Annotated in this window: 16 protein-coding genes; 13 read left to right on the top strand and 3 right to left on the bottom strand. The window is 64.2% G+C overall.

Annotated elements, in window-relative coordinates; translation table 11 throughout:
* Window positions 1-4: 4 nt before the first annotated feature.
* Together galE and BME24068_RS09825 are read right to left on the bottom strand one after the other, a co-directional pair.
* Window positions 5-994: a UDP-glucose 4-epimerase GalE gene (gene galE / locus BME24068_RS09830; RefSeq protein ID WP_174925931.1), complete on the bottom strand. Its 990-nt coding sequence runs from the start codon at window positions 992-994 to the stop codon at window positions 5-7.
* A complete protein-coding gene (locus tag BME24068_RS09825; protein WP_096508099.1) occupies window positions 991-1998 on the bottom strand; it encodes a UDP-glucuronic acid decarboxylase family protein in 1008 nt (335 codons plus the stop codon). The genes galE and BME24068_RS09825 overlap by 4 nt, the downstream gene beginning before the upstream one ends.
* On the opposite strand from BME24068_RS09825, the gene BME24068_RS09820 reads away from it, so the two are divergent.
* From BME24068_RS09820 to BME24068_RS09790, 8 genes are all read left to right on the top strand, one after another.
* On the top strand, window positions 1997-2572 hold the full coding sequence (locus tag BME24068_RS09820) for a hypothetical protein (RefSeq protein WP_174925930.1): 576 nt from the start codon (window positions 1997-1999) through the stop codon (window positions 2570-2572). The genes BME24068_RS09825 and BME24068_RS09820 overlap by 2 nt on opposite strands.
* A 105-nt stretch (window positions 2573-2677) precedes the next feature.
* Complete coding sequence (locus tag BME24068_RS35280) at window positions 2678-2809, top strand: hypothetical protein (protein WP_275404979.1); 132 nt, start codon at window positions 2678-2680, stop codon at window positions 2807-2809.
* Window positions 2810-4157: 1348 nt separating this feature from the next.
* Window positions 4158-4484 carry a hypothetical protein gene (locus BME24068_RS09815; RefSeq protein WP_096508097.1) on the top strand — a complete coding sequence of 109 codons (327 nt, stop codon included), beginning with the start codon at window positions 4158-4160 and terminating at the stop codon, window positions 4482-4484.
* A gap of 111 nt (window positions 4485-4595) precedes the next feature.
* Complete coding sequence (locus BME24068_RS09810; protein ID WP_096508096.1) at window positions 4596-5186, top strand: hypothetical protein; 591 nt, start codon at window positions 4596-4598, stop codon at window positions 5184-5186.
* A 74-nt stretch (window positions 5187-5260) separates the two neighbouring features.
* Entirely contained in the window at window positions 5261-5533 is a 273-nt protein-coding gene (locus tag BME24068_RS09805; protein ID WP_096508095.1) for a hypothetical protein, read from the top strand.
* A 44-nt stretch (window positions 5534-5577) separates the two neighbouring features.
* Complete coding sequence (locus tag BME24068_RS09800; RefSeq protein ID WP_174925929.1) at window positions 5578-7137, top strand: chemotaxis protein CheA; 1560 nt, start codon at window positions 5578-5580, stop codon at window positions 7135-7137.
* 155 nt (window positions 7138-7292) lie between these two features.
* The gene (locus tag BME24068_RS09795; protein ID WP_174925928.1) at window positions 7293-7877 is read left to right on the top strand and encodes a hypothetical protein; all 585 of its coding nucleotides are present in this window, start codon (window positions 7293-7295) and stop codon (window positions 7875-7877) included.
* Window positions 7878-7989: 112 nt separating this feature from the next.
* Window positions 7990-9411 carry a sigma-54 dependent transcriptional regulator gene (locus BME24068_RS09790; protein ID WP_420887536.1) on the top strand — a complete coding sequence of 474 codons (1422 nt, stop codon included), beginning with the start codon at window positions 7990-7992 and terminating at the stop codon, window positions 9409-9411.
* A gap of 66 nt (window positions 9412-9477) precedes the next feature.
* On the opposite strand, the gene BME24068_RS09785 is transcribed toward BME24068_RS09790, so the two are convergent.
* Window positions 9478-9969, bottom strand: coding sequence for a hypothetical protein (locus BME24068_RS09785; protein ID WP_096509033.1), 492 nt, complete (start codon window positions 9967-9969; stop codon window positions 9478-9480).
* A 375-nt stretch (window positions 9970-10344) separates the two neighbouring features.
* On the opposite strand from BME24068_RS09785, the gene BME24068_RS09780 reads away from it, so the two are divergent.
* The 5 genes from BME24068_RS09780 (at window position 10345) to BME24068_RS09760 (ending at window position 17940) form a co-directional block, all read left to right on the top strand.
* A complete protein-coding gene (locus BME24068_RS09780) occupies window positions 10345-11022 on the top strand; it encodes a LuxR C-terminal-related transcriptional regulator (protein WP_096509034.1) in 678 nt (225 codons plus the stop codon).
* 35 nt (window positions 11023-11057) lie between these two features.
* Window positions 11058-13805: a type VI secretion system Vgr family protein gene (locus BME24068_RS09775; protein ID WP_174925948.1), complete on the top strand. Its 2748-nt coding sequence runs from the start codon at window positions 11058-11060 to the stop codon at window positions 13803-13805.
* Window positions 13806-13958: 153 nt separating this feature from the next.
* The gene (locus BME24068_RS09770) at window positions 13959-16136 is read left to right on the top strand and encodes a T6SS effector phospholipase Tle3 domain-containing protein (RefSeq protein WP_420887539.1); all 2178 of its coding nucleotides are present in this window, start codon (window positions 13959-13961) and stop codon (window positions 16134-16136) included.
* 134 nt (window positions 16137-16270) lie between these two features.
* On the top strand, window positions 16271-17614 hold the full coding sequence (locus BME24068_RS09765; protein WP_174925947.1) for a virulence factor: 1344 nt from the start codon (window positions 16271-16273) through the stop codon (window positions 17612-17614).
* A 68-nt stretch (window positions 17615-17682) separates the two neighbouring features.
* Entirely contained in the window at window positions 17683-17940 is a 258-nt protein-coding gene (locus BME24068_RS09760; RefSeq protein ID WP_174925925.1) for a PAAR domain-containing protein, read from the top strand.
* Window positions 17941-17951: the final 11 nt, after the last annotated feature.

The raw sequence follows: 17951 nt of genomic DNA, 5'->3' as shown, positions 1-17951 counted from the left end.
GTGACTACCGGGTGGTTTCGGGATGCCGTTCCTTCTGAAACCACCGTGCTGCGTGTTCGACCATCTGTTCGATCGCGGTGAAGCGCGGCCGCCAGCCGAGCACGAGTCCGGCCTTCGTCGCGTCCGCGTACAGCGCGGGCGGGTCGCCCGGGCGGCGCGCGGCGATCACCGTCGGCACCGCGCGTCCGGTTGCGGCTTCGACGGCGCGAACCGCTTCGAGCACCGAGGTGCCGGTGCCGGTGCCGAGATTCAGCGCGACGCTGTCGCCGCCGCAGAACAGGTGCGCGGTGGCCTTTACGTGCGCGTCCGCCAGGTCGCTCACGTGGATGTAGTCGCGAATCGCCGAACCGTCGGGCGTCGGGTAGTCGGTGCCCATCACGCGAAACACGCTCCCGGTGCCGAGCGCCGCGCGGATCGCGAGCGGCAGCGCATGCGTTTCCGGGTCGTGGTTCTCGCCGATCGCGCCGTCCGGGTCCGCGCCCGCCGCGTTGAAGTAGCGCAGCGCGATCCACTTCAGCCCGTACGCGCGCTCGAAATCCGCGGCCATGCGTTCCATCGCGTACTTGCTGAAGCCGTACGGGTTGATCGGCTGCTGCGGCGTGCGCTCCGAGATCGGCAGCGTGTCCGGGATGCCGTAGGTCGCGCACGACGACGACATCACGATCCGGTTCACGCCGGCCTCGCGCATCGCGCCGAGCAGCGTGCAGGTGCCCGTCACGTTCACCGTGTAGTAGCGCTCGGGAAGCAGCACCGATTCGCCGACGTAGGCGAGCGCGGCGAAATGGATCACGACGTCGGGCCGGTGCGCGGCCATCGCGATCGAGAGCGCGTCGCGGTCGAGAATGTCGGCCACGACGAGGGGCCCCCATTTGACCGCGTCGCGATGGCCGGTCGACAGGTTGTCGTAGGCGACCGGCTCGTGCCCCGCCTGTGCGAGCGCCTTGCACGTATGGCTGCCGATATAGCCCGCACCGCCTGTCACGAGCACTTTCATGCGGCGGCTCCGGTCATGCGCAGCACCGGCTCGAGCCACAGTTCGCGGCTGAAGTAGTCGACGGTGCGACGCAGCCCCTCGTCGAGATCGATATCCGGGTGCCAGTCGAGCTCGGTGGCGGCGACGGAGATGTCGGGCTTGCGCTGGTGCGGATCGTCGATCGGCAGCGGACGGAACACGATTTCGGCCGACGAGCCGGTCATTTCGAGCACTTTTTCCGCGAGCTCGATCATCGTGAATTCGCCGGGGTTGCCGATGTTGACCGGCGTGCCGACGTTGCGCGCGGCGTCCATCAGCGCGAAGAAGCCGTCGATCAGGTCGCTGACGAAGCAGAACGAGCGCGTCTGCTTGCCGTCGCCGTAGATCTCGAGCGGTTCGCCGTTCAGCGCGCCGACGATGAAGTTCGACACGACGCGGCCGTCGCGCGGCGACATCCGCGGGCCGTACGTATTGAAGATGCGTGCGACGCGCACGTCGATGCCGTGCGCGCGATAGTAGTCGTAGCACAGTGCCTCGGCGGCGCGCTTGCCTTCGTCGTAGCACGCGCGCGGGCCGATCGTGTTCACGTTGCCGCGATAGGTCTCGATCTGCGGATGCACGCCCGGGTCGCCGTAGATCTCGCTCGTCGACGCCTGGAACACCCGTGCGCCCGTCTTGCGCGCGAGCGCGAGACAGTGGTTCATGCCGAGCACGTTGGTCATCATCGTATGGACGGGATCGATCTGATACGTCGGCGGCGACGCGGCGCACGCGAGATTCCAGATCTCGTCCACCTGCAGTTGCGGCAGGCCGAGCGACACGTCGCCCTTCACGAACTCGAAGCGGCCCGACGCCTTCAGGTCGGCGATGTTGAGCTTGCGCCCGGTCAGCAGGTTGTCGACGCATGTGACGCTTGCGCCTTCCATCACGAGGCGTTCGCACACGTAGCTGCCGAGAAAGCCGGCGCCGCCCGTTACGAGCACGCGCTGACCGACGCGCGTTTCGATCGAAACCCGGTCATTCATGGTCTTCTCCGTCATCGAGCATCGTCGGCAGCGCGAGATCGAGGTGCGCGAAGAGCGCACGAACGGGCGCCATCGCGTTGTGCGGACATTGAGCCGGCGTACGCCGGTTCGTGTATGCGGAGTTCGACGAAGTGCCGTGACCGGCGCTCCGGTTTCGCTGATTGCCACGCTGATGCCTGAACGACGCGAACGCCGCTCGATCGCTGGTGAGCTTCATTGCCTTACCCCGGCTGGCTTATTGACGATGCCGCCGCCGCCCGCCTTCTTTCGGGGCGTGACGTGCCGCTCGTTAGGACCGGATATCAGGCAATCGGCATGCCAGGGACGCTGGGTGAACGCGTCGTCCGGGCAGCGCATCCGCGCGGGCGAGCGACACGCGCATTTCTGTTTCAGGCATGAATCGTCGAGGCAGTTCGACGCGCGCGGGAATGATCGCCGCGACACGAACCGGTTACACGAAATGCATGGTCGATCCCGCTGCGACGGATGCTCGGCGGTCGATCGAACGTGCAATGCACATGTTGCAGCGCCGAGATCGGCGACGGTCGCCGATTCAAAAGTGTTTCGTTCGTGAACCGGGATCCCGACCGATTCGGCATAAAAAGAATCATCGAAAAGGCGCGTTTTCAGGAAAGGAAGTGGATTGAATGGAAGAGGAAAGATTGATAAGGCAATTGCAATGGATCGCAAGGCGGGCGCGTTGGCGGTTTATCGCGAATACCTGATCGGGATGACGATCGTGTTGGCGCGGTGCGAATGGATTGGTTTTTCGCCGGTTTCGTCTTCTGTTCGATCGGCCGCGTGCGGATGAGTCTGGCGATATTTTCACGAATGAATCAATTGCGTTCGGGTTTTGACGCAGCAGGCATCGTGTAAACGTATCGATGCCCGTCGCGCCGGGCCTCCGGAACCGGGGGTTGCGTGCTCCGATTCCCTGCACCCCGGACGGCCCCGAGCCGCCGGACGGGCCGCCGAAGCCGTTTCGCGACTACCGTGCCGGGCGCCGCCCCGCCTGCGCGGTGGGGCGTTTCTCAAGTTTGAAACACGTGTTCGCGGACCCGCTCCAGACCCTGCGGCACGCCGCATTCGTCCGTCTATTGCCGGGATTGCTTCGTGGCGTTCAATGATCGCGGGGCGTTCCAGACGGTTGTCGCGATACATTCCTGAAACAAAAAGCGCGATTTATGACGCTGCGTTCCGGGGCTGCTGTAGCGCACCGTGCGCAACGGTCGGTGGCATAACGCATGGCATGTTGCTTGCGATATTCGGGGCATCGGCGGGCGGTCGACATCGCATAACAAAGATGTGGGGCGGCCAACTCGTCAATAAGCCAGTCGGGGAAACGGCGATGAAGACCATAAGCAGCAGCTTGATCCGCGCGTTCTTGGCGCAACAGAGGGGTAGTCGGACAGATAGGGGTATCGCTCGCGACGCAGTGCCAGCTTCGCGGGTTGCTCCTTGCCGGTTTCACGGTCTCCGCGCGGTGCACGCGCTGGAGCGCCTGTCGCTTTGGACGACGACCGGTCGACAGCGACGCTCGCCTTCATTCAGCTCACCCGGTTGGGCCACGCTGTTCGTGCCGGACAGCTTGACGCCGATTCGTCTTCGACCATGCAGGGCCGTTTCGATTACGCCGGGCCAATACCGGCGCTGGCTGGATTAGCTCGAACGCCCTCGGCCGGATTGCCAGGAAGACTTTTGATCGGTATCTCAGGGAGATGCGATGCCATCTGACCGTGAAGCAGCCCCGTTATCGCTGTAATAAGGCGGATATTTTTTGACGGGCCTGTATTTGCGGTAGGCAATTATATTCACGTATTTTCGATCGCCGAAACGGAATGCCATGTGCCGGCATGCCGTGAGGGTGTATCGAAAAAAATAATCCGGTATATCGAATGATTTAATTCGGATTGGGTGAATTCTTTGCTTTTTGGTAATCGCGGTGTATTGTCGGTGTTATCGAAAACACCTAAAAGAAATTTCGAAAAAACAAGAAATACGAACTACACTTCGCTTGACCAAAATTATGAGGCGGAGAATTCGAATCGATGCTTCGTAATTAGATAGTGATCCTTATTTATTGGGATTGCTCGAGGCAGGGGGGTTGAAGGCGTGCAACCTTCCTTGCTTATTCCGTTCACGCCGTTTTGGAGTCGACCATGAAGAAGCTTCTGATTGCAGCAGCAGTTCTGGCCGTTTCGGGTGCAGCGTTCGCAGGTGGCGGCACGGTGTCGAGCAGCAGCTCGTCGAGCGGCGGTGCGACGTCGGCCGGTGTCGTCGGGTTCGGCCACTTCTCCGCGACCGATTCGGGCTCGGCACTCGGCGCAGCCGGCGCAGTTGCCGGCGGCCCGGGCAGCGGTTCGATCTCGTACACGAACCACACCCAAACGTCGACCGTTGGCGGCTTCGGCCTCGGCGGCTCGCAGGCTAGCGGCTCCAGCGGCGCGAATGCCGGTTCGGTGGGCTGGACGTCGTATCACCACTAAGCCGCGACGCGTAGCGTTCGTCATTGGCTGGCGGTACGGATGCCGGGCCTCGTTCCGCAAGGGCGGGCCCGGCACCGCGACTGTCAAACTTCCTCACAGCAAGGAATTGCTATGAAAGCCAACGTTTTTTTAGCGACAGCGCTCACCGCTCTATCGTCGGCCGTACTCGCGGCCGGTCCGTCGACGGTCAACCAGACGCAATCGGTGGCGTCGGGTGTGTCCGGTTCGGTGCTCGTCGGATCAGGCAGCTATACGAGCAATTCGACGTCGGTAGCAGGCGCAAGTGCTGGAGGTACCGTGACGCCCAGCGGTTCGACCGGAACGGCATCCGCTTTCCACAACTCGACTTCGACGGCCAGCGGTTGGGGCACGAACGGGGGCGCGTACGCGGCGGGCGGCGCTATCGGTGCCGCGGGGTCGAACGGCGGGAACAGTAGCACGAGCGAGAACGCGAATGCGCTATCGGGAGGGGTGACCGCCACGATCGTACTCGGCGCGACCCGCTACACCGCAACGGGCGGGAATGATAACGGTGTCGCCAACGCGGGCGCCGCTGGCATGACGGGCTTTGGCGGGTCGGGCACGATCGCGGGTTCGAACCACTACAACTCGTCGACCGCGTGGAGTACCGGCCCGGCCGGGTCACCGTCCGCATCGGGCGGCAGCCAGGCAAGTTCGGGCGCGACCGGGAGCAGTCATTAGGCGAGTGCGGGGGGACCAGTTTCCCAGCGACGCTGGTCTCTTTCGCCGCGCTGTTGTTCAAGTAAGGAGTTGGCATGAAGCAGAAACTGATTGCCGCCGCTCTGATGCTCGCGTCTCTGACGGCATATGGCGCTGACCGTGCTGCCGAGGACGTGCAATCAAATATGCAGACGTCAAACCCTACAACCAACCCGTCAGAACAACAATCGCTTTCGTCGGGCAATGCCATCGGGACACCGGACTCTCAGCCATGGCCGGGAATGTCGGGCGGCTCGTGGTCCCAGCTGGGGAGTGGCTGGAAGCAGTTCGGGGAAGCAGGCAAAGCTGAAGGAATTCAGGGGAATTAGTACGGTTGCCTGGGTGGGCGGTCAAACCTCGTCCGGAGATTGAAATGAACAGCAACAAGATCAAGGTGGCATGTGCGGCAATGTTCGCGATGACCACGATCGGTGCCCAAGCGCAAACCGCCGACTCGAGCTCGCAGTCGTCGACGTCGTCGACGGCGATCAGCCAGGGCGGCGGCTCGAGCATGAACACGAACACCACGACCGGCGGCAGCGCCAACAGCAGCAGCGGCGTGCGCGGGAGCGGCAATTCGAACGTGAACGTGAACGTGACGATGCCGTCCAGCACGAGCGGCGGTTCGAACGTGACACCGCAGGGCTTTAGCTCGCTCGCGTCGGCCGGCTCACCCGGCACCAACCCGTACAACACCCAGTCAGCGGAAAACGTCAACTACTCGGGTACCCAGACGATCAAGACGAACCCGTCGATTCAGGCGCCGGGCCTCACGACCACGCTGTCCGATACCTGCATGGGCTCGGTGAGCGTCGGCGTGTCGTTCCCGGGATTCGGCGCGACCGGCGGCACGACGCTCGTCGACCAGGCTTGCGTGCGTCGCCTCGACGCGCGTGAATTCCGTGCGATGGGGTTGACCGACGTGGCGCTCGCGCTGCTCTGCCAGAGCGATGCGAACCGGCGCGCGGTGGAAGCGACCGGCCACCTGTGCCCGGGCACGACCGCGCCGCTGGCGCGCTCGAACGTGGCGCCGTCCGCCGAAGCGACCGTCGCCGACGATGTGAAGTATCGCGATCCGCTGGTGCGCAACCGCATGGGTCTGCCGCCGCTCGACGCAGCCGCGCCGGCGCCCGCGCAGACGCGCCCGGTGGCGACGACCGCCGTCCAGTCCGCGCCGATCGCGGCACCGATGCCCGCACCGTCGATCGCCGCGCCGGCCGTCAGCGCAGTGCCGGCCGCCGCACAGGCGGCTGCCGCGAAGGCGTCCCAGGCCGCCGCGGTCGTGCCGGCTGCTGCCGCCGCGCCGGTTGCCGCAGCAGCACCCGCGGCAGCGCCCGCGGTTGCGGCTGCACCGGCCGTCGTCCCGGCCGCGATGGCTGCGGTCCCTGCGGCCGCCGTCGTCGCCGCGCCGGCCGTCGCCGACAAGGCAGCGGAACCTGCACCTGCGGTCGCCGACAAGGCGCCGGAGCCCGCACCTGCGGTTGCCGACACGGCACCGGCACCGGAACCCGTGCCGGCCGCGACCGACAACGCCGCGCAAGCCGCGGCACAGCCGGCCGTCGACACGAAGGCGCAGGATGCCGCGCAAGCCGCTCCGGCCGCGACCGACGCCGCGCCGCAGGCCGACGCTGCCGTCATGCCCGCGCCCGCTGTCGATGCGAAGGCTGCCGATGCGGTACCGCAGGCGGCCGCCGAAGCGCCGGCCCCCGAAGCCGCGCAGCCCGCCGCGGCGGCCGCTGTTGCCGACACGCCGGCTGTCGATGCGAAGGCGGCGGACGCGGTTGAATCCGCTGCCGCACCGGCACCGGCCGCCGACTCGCCGGCCGTGACCGACCAGGCGAAGGATCTCGCGCCGGCAGTCGACCAGCAGGCTGCACCGGCCGCTCCGGCCATGCCGGCTCCGGCCGTCATCTCGACGAGCACGTCGTCGTAGGCACGCGGGTCCGGCTTCCGCGCGACCGCGTACCGGCCGCGCGGGAGCCGCCGGAACCCGCTGCGCGATGCGCGTTGCAGGTTTGACGGGTGTTGGTCCCATCCCCGAGGTCAACACCTCTTTTTGCCTGTCGAGGGTACAAGGAGGCCTCAATCATGAGGATCTTTTTGGTCGCTCTGTTGCTGTACGGCACACAAACTGCCGCACAGTCGGTTTTCCAGAACCCTGCGGTCTTCGTCATCCTGAGCGAGCAGACCCTTGCGAACGCAGCGAGCGTGCAGCAGGCGCTGACGACGCTCGGCCGCCCGGACAACACGGCATGCGTGCCGATGATGATGGTCGGCGATCCGCAGATGATTTACATGATGCCGGAGGAAGGCCATGCGCCTTCGTGGCAATCGCCGGCATACGGTCGCGGCACGCCGTTCGAAGCGCAGAACGGGCCGGCATCGACCGGCAAGACGGTCGGCGCGATGCAGCACGCGGAGGACATGCAGACGCAACCGTGGAGCGACAGCAGCGCGATCACGCAGAAGATCGCCGGCGAGTCGAGCGTATCGGCGTCGGACCGCGTCAGCGACTGGCAGCGCAACGGCCTGAACACGATCGAGACGGCGCGTGCGACGGACGTGACAGTGAACGGCAAGGTCTACCGGCCCTACAACCATGAACTCAACCATCCCACGGGGCCCGTCGCAGAACCGCAAATCTATACGCAGCGGGTCGTGTTCTGCCGATAACGAAACACTACCGTGCGGACACGCCGGCAGCGCCGCGCGCGGGCAGGGAGACCCGTCGCGCATCGTCGCGGGCCGGGCGGCCCGACGGACCATCCCACGCGGCGAGGCTATCGTGAACTATTGCTGCCCGATCAGACTGTCAGGCCGGGAGGAGGACGAACGGGACGCATGCATGCCGCCGTTCGCGCCGGATCGGCGCCACCACAGCGCGCCGTCGCGTCCGCTCATCTATCTGTCGCAGCATCCCGACGCCGCGCTGATCGACTGTCTCGCGTCGCGCGGCTGGGAGGTCTGGCGCGCGAAAACCGTTGCGGACGCACTCAATCTCGTCAAGGCGAACCGCCTGCATGCGGGCATCGTCGATTTCGGCGACTTCGCGTCGCCCGACGTCGGATCGTTCGAGACGCTGCTGCGCGATCCGCGCGTCGGCTGGGTCGCGCTCACCGACGACGACGGGCTGCGCGATACGACGGTTGCACGCCTGATCCGCCAGTGCTGCTTCGACTACGTGCACGACGGGAGCGCGGACGCGACCATCGGTTATCTCGTCGGCCACGCATACGGGATGGTGAAACTGTCGGAAGGCGACCCGGCCGCGGATGCCGCGCCGCCCGGCGGCACGATGATCGGCGCGTGCGACGCGATGCGCCGCCTGTTCGCGACGATCCGCAAGGTCGCCAACACCGAAGCGACCGTCTTCATCGCCGGCGAATCCGGCACCGGCAAGGAACTGACCGCCGCCGCGATCCATCAGCAGTCGTCGCGCGTCGATGCACCGTTCGTCGCGGTGAATTGCGCGGCGATTCCGTCGACGCTGCTGCAGGCCGAGCTGTTCGGTCACGAGCGCGGCGCATTTACCGGCGCGCATCAGCGCAAGATCGGGCGCATCGAGGCCGCGCACGGCGGCACGCTGTTTCTCGACGAGATCGGCGACATGCCGTTCGAGAGCCAGGCGAGCCTGCTGCGTTTTCTGCAGGAAGGCAAGATCGAGCGGCTGGGCGGCCATGCGTCGATTCCGGTGGACGTGCGGATCGTATCCGCGACCCACGTCGATCTCGAGGCCGCGATGCAGGCAGGGCGCTTTCGCCCGGATCTGTATTACCGCCTGTGCGTGCTGCGTATCGACGAGCCGCCGCTGCGCGCGCGCGGCCGCGACATCATGCTGCTCGCCGAGCACGTGCTGACGCGCTATCGCGGCGACAGCTCGCACCGGATCCGCGGCTTCATGCCCGGCGCGATCGAGGCGATCCACAACTATGCGTGGCCCGGCAACGTGCGCGAGCTGATCAACCGGATCCGGTTCGCGGTCGTGATGACGAACGGCCCGCTGATCTCGGCGGCCGATCTCGAACTGAACCGGTACACGTCGTATCAGCCGCCGACGCTCGCGGAAGTGCGCCGGCAGGCGGAGCGGCGCACGATCGAGGAAACGCTGCTGCGCCACCGGCACCAGCATGCGGACGTCGCGGCGGAGCTGGGCGTGTCGCGCGCGACGCTGTACCGCCTGATGATCGCGCACGGGCTGCACGGCTGACGCCGATCGCGCCGGGTGTGCCGCCCGCGGCGCGGGCCCGGCGGCGTCGGGCCGCCGGCGCGGGCGTCAGGCCGGACGTTCGAAGCCCGATTCGACCCAGCGCTGGGCGCTGGCCTTGTTGAGCTTGAACCCCGGGGACACTTTCGCGTCGGCCAGCAGCTCGCCGTACGGGTCGAACGCCTTCAGCTCCGCGTACGGCTCGAACTCGTCCGGCACGATGTCGAGCGTGACCGACACATCCTGCCCGTCTTCGCCCTGAACCGTCACTTCCTTGTGCAGCATCGCGCGGCGCTGCTGCGCATGCCGCATCAGCACCTCGGTCGCGGTTTTCACGAGCGTGCGGAACGCGTTCGCGTCCATCGGCTTCGGATTCTTCTTGTCGCGGCCCATCGTCCACGGGCCGACGAGCGCGGGCTCGGCCTCGCCGTCCTTGATCATCTCGACGGCCCAGCCGTCGTCGTCTTCGTTCTTGATGATGCGTGCCGTCCAGCCGCTGTCGCGCCAGAGGCCGTTTTCGTGGATGGAGGTGTCGTCGGATTGCAGGTCGGATTCGGTCATGGGAGAAGCGGGCGTTCGAGCTGCCGGCGAACGGGCGCGGCGCGCGGCCGCGATCGGCGCGCTGCCGCCGGCCGGTCGCCCGGAATGGCATGCAAAGGGCGCAATTTTACCCCGCGGGCCGGCCATGCGGCCCGCGCGGCCTGCAACGTTGGCCGTCCGGCCGGCTCCGGTTGCCGCCGAACGAGCGAATCGGCGCAAATATCAAACTCGTCTTACGTTCCTGAGGGCTGTCCTATACGTCGTCCGATATCCCTGCCGCGCATGGCTTCATAGAATAACGATCGGGATAAAAATATCTCGCTTGCCGATTCAACACCGATCCGGCCGCGCGCGCATTCCGCGCCGCGCGGCCCGGCGAACCTTCTGGAACTGCGCATGGGGAAATTCAGTATTCGCACCGTTTTCGCGTACGACTGGCCGTTGACGCTGGCGGGCATGGAGCACATTGCCGTCGACACGTGCGCGATCGATCTCGTCGGCGTCTACCGGTCCCCGGGCGAACTCGCCGCGGCGCTCGGCAGCATCGAATGCGACATCGCACTGGTCGACTATTCGATCCGCGCCGACAGGCAAATGGATGGCCTCGCGCTGTTCGAGTGGCTGCGGCGCATGCGCCCGAACGTCGGCATCGTCGCACTGGTCGGCAACGAGAATCCGGTGATCTTCCGCTCGATCCTCGCGCACGGCGGCGCCAGCCTCGTCAGCAAGTTCGACGAAGTCGGCCACATCGTGACCGCGATCCATTCGAGCTACAGCGGCGGGCGCTATCTGTCGCCGCTCGTGCGGCGCGCGCTCGACTCACTCGCCGAACCCGACCATCAGCCGGTGAAGCTGTCGGCGCGCGAGATCGAGGTGATTCGCATGTATCTGGCCGGCGTGCCGATCAAGACGATCGCGCAGCGGCTGAACAAGGGCAAGCAGACGGTCAGCGCGCAGAAGATCAGCGCGATGAAGAAGCTCGGCGTGACCAACGATATCGAGCTGGTCCAGCGGGCGGCCGGGCTCGGATTCGCCGGCAACAGGGCGGCGATCCGGTCGGGCGGGGTGCAATAGACGTGGCCGGAAGCAAGCATGACGAGGGCATGGCGATGTCGACCGCAACCGCATTCCGGCATTTTGCGTCCGGTCCGGGCGACTTGAACCGGCGGCCGGTCGCCCTTCATTTCGGGCAGGCGCAACGCGCGGTCGGCCATCTGCTGGCGCTTCACCACGCGGATATCCGCGAAGGGCTGATGTCGGGCATCGACGGCACGCTGACCTGCGTGTCCACCCACGATCATTTGTCGCCTGCGCTGTTTCTCGGCCTGCCCGTGTCGGTCCGTCTGACGACCGATCGGGGCGGCGTGCGGGCGATCAACGCGATCGTGCGCGAAGTGCGGACCGGTCAATCCGACGGCGAACTGACCGTGTATCAACTGCACGTGTGCGACGCGCTGTCGTTGATGGATCGCCGCACCAACGCCCGCGTGTTCCGGTCGCGCAGCGTGACGGAAATCCTGGCGACGCTGATGAACGAATGGAAGCTGCGCAGCGTCGCGCTCGCGCGTGCGTTCGATTTCGATCTGTCGGGATTGCAGGCCGAACGCTATCCGGTGCGCGAACTGACGCGGCAGGTCAACGAGTCCGACGCGCGTTTCATCCGGCGTCTGCTGCGCCGGGAAGGCATCACGGTCTTCGCGAAGGCCGGCCCGGGTGGCGAGCGGCCGACGCATACGCTCATATTCTGCGACGACCCGTATCGCGTGACGGAAGCACCGGCCGGCACGCTGCGCCTTCAGCCGCGCGACGCCCGGGCCGGACAACGCGACACCGTGACGCTGTTCGCGCACCGCCAAAGCGTGTCGTCCGGCAAGGTGCGCCGTCCGTCCTGGGATTACAAGACGGCTCGCGCGGACGATTCCATGGCCGTCACCGGCATCGACCAGGGTGACGCGGGGAACGACCTTGCGCAACTCCTGACCGACGTTGCGATCGACATTCCGCACGTCGGCGATTCGTGGCGCGATCACGATCGCATTACGCGCGACCGGATACTGGCGCACCAGTTCGAAGCCGAGCGTTACGACGGGATCGGCAGCGTGCGCGATTTGCCGGTCGGTCACTGGTTCACGCTGACGGGCGACCCCGAGCTCGACATGAAGCCGGTCGATCGCCGTCAGTTCGTGGTCACGTCGGTGCGGCACGAGATCCTGAACAACCTGCCGAAGCCTCTGACGGGGCGCGTGAGCGAACTCTTCGCGGCGAGCCTGAACCTCGCGCAAACCGCTTCCCCGGCGCCTGCCGACGGATCGGCGCACACCGACACGCGCTACGAGAACCGCTTCACGTGCGTGCGGCGCGGCGTGCCGCTCAAGCCTGCCTACGATCCGAACATCGATGTGCCGCCGGCTCACCTGCTGACCGGCACGATCGTCGGCACCGAGGGCGAGGAAGTGTTTTGCGATGCGGCCGGCCGTGTGCGCGTGCGCATACACGGCTTCGATCCGGCAGACCACGCGCACGCGCAAGGCGCCGGAACGAACGATTCGGCCGGCGACAGTGCGCCCGTTCGCGTCGGCGCCAGCCTCGCGGGCAGCGGGTTCGGGGCGCTGTTCCTGCCGCGGGTCGGTATGGAAGTCCTGTTGGGGTGTCTGTCGGGCGACCCCGACCGGCTGGTCATCATCGGCGTGTTGAGCAACGGTGCGAACCCGCCCGCGAATTTCAGCGATACCGGCGCGCTGCCCGGCAATCGCTACCTGTCCGGCATCAAGACCAGGGAAATCAAGGGCCGGCGCCATAACCAGCTTCGTCTGGACGATACCCCGTCGCAAATCTCCGCGCAGTTGGCGAGCGAACACGCGCATACCCAACTGAACCTGGGCTATCTGACGCAGCCGCGCGACGGCGGGCACGGGAGCGACCGGGGCGACGGGGCGGAACTGCGCACCGATGCCGCTGCGGCGTTGCGCGCGGCCCGCGGCATTTTGCTGTCGACCTATGCGCGTGCACGGGCGACCGGCGGTCAGCTTGATCGCGAGGAGCTGATTTGCCTGCTCGATCAGTGCACCGAACTTTTCAAGTCGCTCGGCGACCATGCCGGCCAGCATGGCGGGCGGGCTGTCGATGCCGCGGGCCAGGATGGCATCGCCGATGCGTTTCGAAACTGGACGCCCGGCGGCGCGCAGCGCGGTGAGGGCGACGACGCGTCCGCGTTGATGGCATTCGGCGCGCAATCGGGGTCGCTCAACGTCACGCCGAAAACGCATGTCGTGTATGCGGGCGAGAACATCGATCAGATCGCGCAGCGGCACGTACAGGTCGCGAGCGGCGAGCGTATCAATCTGCATGCCGGCCGCGGTGTCGCGATGTTCGCGCACAGCGACGGCGTGTCGGCGATCGCGAATCGCGGGAAGGTGACGATTCAGTCGCAGAACGACGATACGCAAGTCGATTCGGCGAAGAACATTCAATTGACCGCGGCGGGCGGAACGCTGACGGGTACGGCGAGCGATGAAGTCGTGTTCGTGACGTCCGGTGGCGCGTATCTGAAGCTGCGCGGGGGCGATATCGAGTTGGGGTGTCCGGGGACTTTTACGGTGAAGTCGGCGGGGCATTTGTGGGGTGGGGCGGCCAGTATGGATACGGATATGCCGAAATTCTCCCAGGACACACTTGGCCGCGTGCCGAAGCTGATCCATCCAACTGACGGCGATGCGGCTGCGGGGTTTGACGGCCGGGTAAAAAAGTCGTCCACGGTGCTGTCGAATTCGACGACCGACGTGGCGGGCACGCTGCCGTCGGTTGATGCCGATCAGGTCGAGAGGCTGGCGGTGCAGTTCATCAAGAAAAAAGTATAGGCACGTGCAGGAGTTTGAATGATCGATTCATTTCGCGATTCGCAACCGATAGTAGATGCTCATACTGACGAGTCCGGCTCTGAAGTGGATGTGTCCGGCGCACGCGCGCCGCGTCCCGAACCGCCACCGATCATCGTTGGCCGTGTCGAAGGGATGACGATGTTCGCGAAGAACACGCCGCTTATCTGCATCAGGCAGATGCCTTTGCCCGGGGTCGTCATCTTCGTGCATGGCGTGAACTCGGAGGGCGAATGGTTCGATGCGACGGAGGAAGGGCTATGCAAAGGCCTTAATCGACGGATCGGGCGACTCGACGATCAAATGATGTATCACGGCATCGAAGCGGGGCAATTGACGCCGGCGAAGTACACGGAGAGCGTGACGCCGGATGGGTTCTTGAATCCGAAGCTTTGGTCCGGTAACTACATCAAGCCCGAGCCGTCGTTTTCGCCGGTCATTCATTTCCGGTGGGGCTATCGCGCGACCGCGGCGGAATTGAAAGAGTACGGCGACAAGATTTTCTTGAACGAAAAGGACTACTGGGGTGGCGGCCCGTTCACGAACGGCTGCTCGAGCCTGCCCGACCTTTGGCATGGCGGTCTCGATGATCGAACGATGGGATGGATGACGGTACAAGGCATCAATCCAACCAATCGCCCTTTGTACCGCGCGCCGCCCCGCGCGTATGGTGTGCTCGCGGCCTTGCGATTGGCCAAATTGATCGAGTCGATCCGCCAGATGCAGGCCGATGTACCGATTACCGTGGTGTGCCATAGCCAAGGCAACATCGTCGGCCTCACGGCGGCGTTCTTCGGCGACGCATTCCCCGATGTCGAAGATCCGTGGGGAGGCACGGGCCACTGCGTGGCAGACGCCTATGTACTGGCAAACGCGCCGTACAGCCTCGCGAATGCAGACGGTCCGTACAAATCCGACACGTTCATGGATACGTGGTCGCAACGCGCAACGAAAGACGCGAGCGGTCATCGCGGTCGTCAGACCTACGCCGCGCGCACCAAGACCTTCGGCAAATTCCTGTCGATTATCGGCAACCGCAAGGCCTTCGAACAACCGGTGGACAAGGTTGATGAAGACATGAAAAACAAGCGGGTCTCGCCGACAAGCAACCGGTCGTATGCCGCACAACAGGATCGCGATCGACACGGCTTGAATGGATCGACGTATGGCCGCGTCACCGCGTATTGCTGTCCGCACGATCAGGTGATTTCAGCAGTGACGGTTCAGGGCATCGGCTGGCGCGGGATCAGCAAACACGAACTCGATGACATCGGCGCGGCCAGCATCCTGACGCAGCGGGTATTCGCATCGGGCTTTCCGGTCGGCGTACAGAAACCCTACCGCTATTGGGAAGACGATTGGCGGCATGGCAAGCCAGGAACGAAGTCGGGCTTCTGGTATCCGCCCTCGCCACCGGCCAAATTCAATTTGATCGGTGCAGTTAAAGGCAATGAGAGTGTTTGGGGGATAGCGGCGACGCTGGCAACCGCGCCGCTCATGTTCGTTGTGACCGGCATCAGTTCGGCATTGAACATGCTCCGTGTGAACGCCGATCCGCCAAAGGGCTGGACGGTGGTAGCGGACGCTCCGGCGCTGGATGATCCATTCCCACCGAAGGCATTGCGGTTCGGCCAGCCCGTCGAAACGAAGGACGGCGATGCAGTAAGCGACTTCAACGAAGGCAACGATCCGCCGGCCGCATGGCGCGACGCGAGTAAAGCCGATGCAGACAAGCGAACTGACGATCCCTACGACCAGTACAAGGCAAAGAACGAGGACAGCGTTGCGCAAGGCACGGCAGCAACCGAAGCCGGGCAGCGCTACGAGGATCGCGCGTTGATGCGGATGGAAGCGCGTCGCACGCTGAATACCGAATGGCTCGACCGAGACGGCCATGTGATTGGCGAAGACGGCAAAAGCGAAATGCCCGAGGGCTACAAGGAATGGCGCGACAAGCAGATCGTTGACTGGCTTGATCGTGGCGCGACCAATAGCCCGACGAACCACTCTACGACGATGACCAATCCCGAGCATGCCGAGAAAGCACTGGCGTATGACGTCGCTGTGGGTCTGTGCTACCTGACGGAGAAACAACTCAAATCGCTGCGCATCGAGGCGGATTGGCGGCTGGGGAAAAGTCTTGCGGAAGACAATCCAAACAAGAAGTATTACGGATATTTTGAGCTCGGAGAACTTGACGATCTACCGATTCACGAGTGGGTACATGCCGAGAATAGCGAAGGCGAAATTCCCGACGCGATCAAGGATGAACGTGAAGGCGATCTCTATCTGAAGGTCGGAGGTGTGATTTGAAAACGCTGATCGCTACGTGGCCGCGACGTGCAGTCGTCGCCGCTTCGACATGGATGCTTGTCACCGTACTCATGGCCACGCTGATGGCACATGTAGAACAACCCGACCCGGCACATTTGGAAATGGGAGATTGGATGAAACGATTCGTTGTCTTACCTGGCTTGGCCGCACTTGCGGTGTTTATGTTCACCACGGCCATGATGCGTCCCGCACAGGCGGTGCCTGCCCAAGAGCCTGCAGGGAGCATCGCGCGAGCAGTGGAGGAACCGACGAGGCCATTCGTCGCTCAGGTGGTCGGCCTAGTCTGGTTGAATCCGTTGCAACGAAGAGACTATCCAACCGAATGGCAATTGTTGTGGACGCAAGGGCTTACCACACCGAACAAGAATGACGATATGGTTCGAACCGATCCAAAGTCTTTCACTACCTTGCAATCGGTAGCAGGTATCGCATATGGCAACGAAGGTGAGGAAACGTTTAGAGGCTTTTATCGTAAGTATATCTTTGAGTTACCACTACTCCTTCGCTCGCGCTATGCCTCTAATCCAAAGTATTTCTACACAGTTAGCCCAGCCAATAAAAAGGAATGGCGCGAACTGGCAGGCATTCGTGTCGCGCTTGCGATTCCAGATCGACTCGACGCAGACGAATCGCAGAGCTATTTGCGAGACTCGATTCGAAAAGCGTTTTCAATCGGAAATCCACATTTTCCGACGATGTGGAGCCGCCCCACGCTCCCTGATGTGCAAATCACTCAAGGCGGTGCGAATGCCGGCTTTACATCACTGAACAACGCGCTGGACTACTTGCAGGCGAACCCCGACAAGACCGTATGGGCGATCAACTGGGACGCACCGAGCTTCCCGCCCACGGATGCCCAGATCAACGAAAACCTCGTCGTGCTGTTCCTCGCCGGCCCGAACTTCAACACCGAGCGCGAACCGCTCGCGTGGATCGGCAAGGCCGCAACCGGCAATACACAGGCGTTTGAGCGGAAGGTCGGCACGACGCGCGCCGTACAGGCATGGAAGGCAACCATCGATGAAGCAGCACGCAATGCCGGTGTAGCGGTTCCGGACCTCGAATACATCTTCCACGACGCAGGCAAAGCCAGCGACACATCGTCGTCACGCCTTGTTTCGCTCACACGAACGTTGACCGAAACCCTTCCGGAATACGACTACATGAAGCAGACCTTCAACACGGCCGGACTGCTTGGCGACATGGGAACCGGTAGCGCATTGACCAACGTGGCGCTCGCGATCGGCCGCGTCAATCACTACGGCGGCAACGCACTGGTTGCCGGGACAACCGATCCCGAACATCCCGTCGCGGTTATCGTCAGGCCACCGTCGAAGCTCACGCCGATCGATCCGACCAAAGACTGGTTCCGCGCACGCGGCGGAAACAATGCGTACCTGCCGTGGTGGGGCCGCCGACACGATACCGATTACGGCATGCAGGGTTATTCGTGGTAACGCAAGTCAGCGCGACGGCACGTTGCATGCGCACGCAACCGTCGCGCAAATCATTCAAAGGAGGATATATGCGTGGAATTATCCGGGTAGGCGATACCCATACCCACGGTGGCCGGGTCGAGTCCGGCGCGGCAACAAGCAAGGTGATGGGCCACGCGGTTGCCCGCGTCGGCGACACGTGTTCATGCCTGGTTCACGGCACGTGCACCATCGTCGAAGGCGATCCGGACTTCAACGTCGAAGGCCGGGCCGCCGCGTTCGACGGACACAAGACTTCCTGCGGTGCGGCGTTGAATTCTTCGGTTGTCGATTCCGGACGTATCTGAACGCAACCGGC

Origin of the sequence: Burkholderia anthina (assembly GCF_902498995.1) — a bacterium.
GTDB lineage: Bacteria > Pseudomonadota > Gammaproteobacteria > Burkholderiales > Burkholderiaceae > Burkholderia > Burkholderia anthina.
The sequence above is the reverse complement of the archived record's forward strand: the minus strand, read 5'-3'. Positions and strand labels throughout refer to the sequence as shown.

Coding starts and splice junctions, on each gene's coding strand:
- BME24068_RS09775 (WP_174925948.1), top strand. CDS start 11,058: ATGTCGACCGCAACCGCATTCCGGCATTTTGCGTCCGGTCCGGGCGAC.
- BME24068_RS09765 (WP_174925947.1), top strand. CDS start 16,271: ATGAAACGATTCGTTGTCTTACCTGGCTTGGCCGCACTTGCGGTGTTT.
- BME24068_RS09795 (WP_174925928.1), top strand. CDS start 7,293: ATGAGGATCTTTTTGGTCGCTCTGTTGCTGTACGGCACACAAACTGCC.
- BME24068_RS09825 (WP_096508099.1), bottom strand. CDS start 1,998: ATGAATGACCGGGTTTCGATCGAAACGCGCGTCGGTCAGCGCGTGCTC.
- BME24068_RS09805 (WP_096508095.1), top strand. CDS start 5,261: ATGAAGCAGAAACTGATTGCCGCCGCTCTGATGCTCGCGTCTCTGACG.
- BME24068_RS35280 (WP_275404979.1), top strand. CDS start 2,678: ATGGATCGCAAGGCGGGCGCGTTGGCGGTTTATCGCGAATACCTGATC.
- BME24068_RS09760 (WP_174925925.1), top strand. CDS start 17,683: ATGCGTGGAATTATCCGGGTAGGCGATACCCATACCCACGGTGGCCGG.
- BME24068_RS09785 (WP_096509033.1), bottom strand. CDS start 9,969: ATGACCGAATCCGACCTGCAATCCGACGACACCTCCATCCACGAAAAC.
- BME24068_RS09780 (WP_096509034.1), top strand. CDS start 10,345: ATGGGGAAATTCAGTATTCGCACCGTTTTCGCGTACGACTGGCCGTTG.
- BME24068_RS09770 (WP_420887539.1), top strand. CDS start 13,959: ATGACGATGTTCGCGAAGAACACGCCGCTTATCTGCATCAGGCAGATG.
- BME24068_RS09820 (WP_174925930.1), top strand. CDS start 1,997: ATGGTCTTCTCCGTCATCGAGCATCGTCGGCAGCGCGAGATCGAGGTG.
- BME24068_RS09800 (WP_174925929.1), top strand. CDS start 5,578: ATGAACAGCAACAAGATCAAGGTGGCATGTGCGGCAATGTTCGCGATG.
- BME24068_RS09810 (WP_096508096.1), top strand. CDS start 4,596: ATGAAAGCCAACGTTTTTTTAGCGACAGCGCTCACCGCTCTATCGTCG.
- BME24068_RS09815 (WP_096508097.1), top strand. CDS start 4,158: ATGAAGAAGCTTCTGATTGCAGCAGCAGTTCTGGCCGTTTCGGGTGCA.
- galE (WP_174925931.1), bottom strand. CDS start 994: ATGAAAGTGCTCGTGACAGGCGGTGCGGGCTATATCGGCAGCCATACG.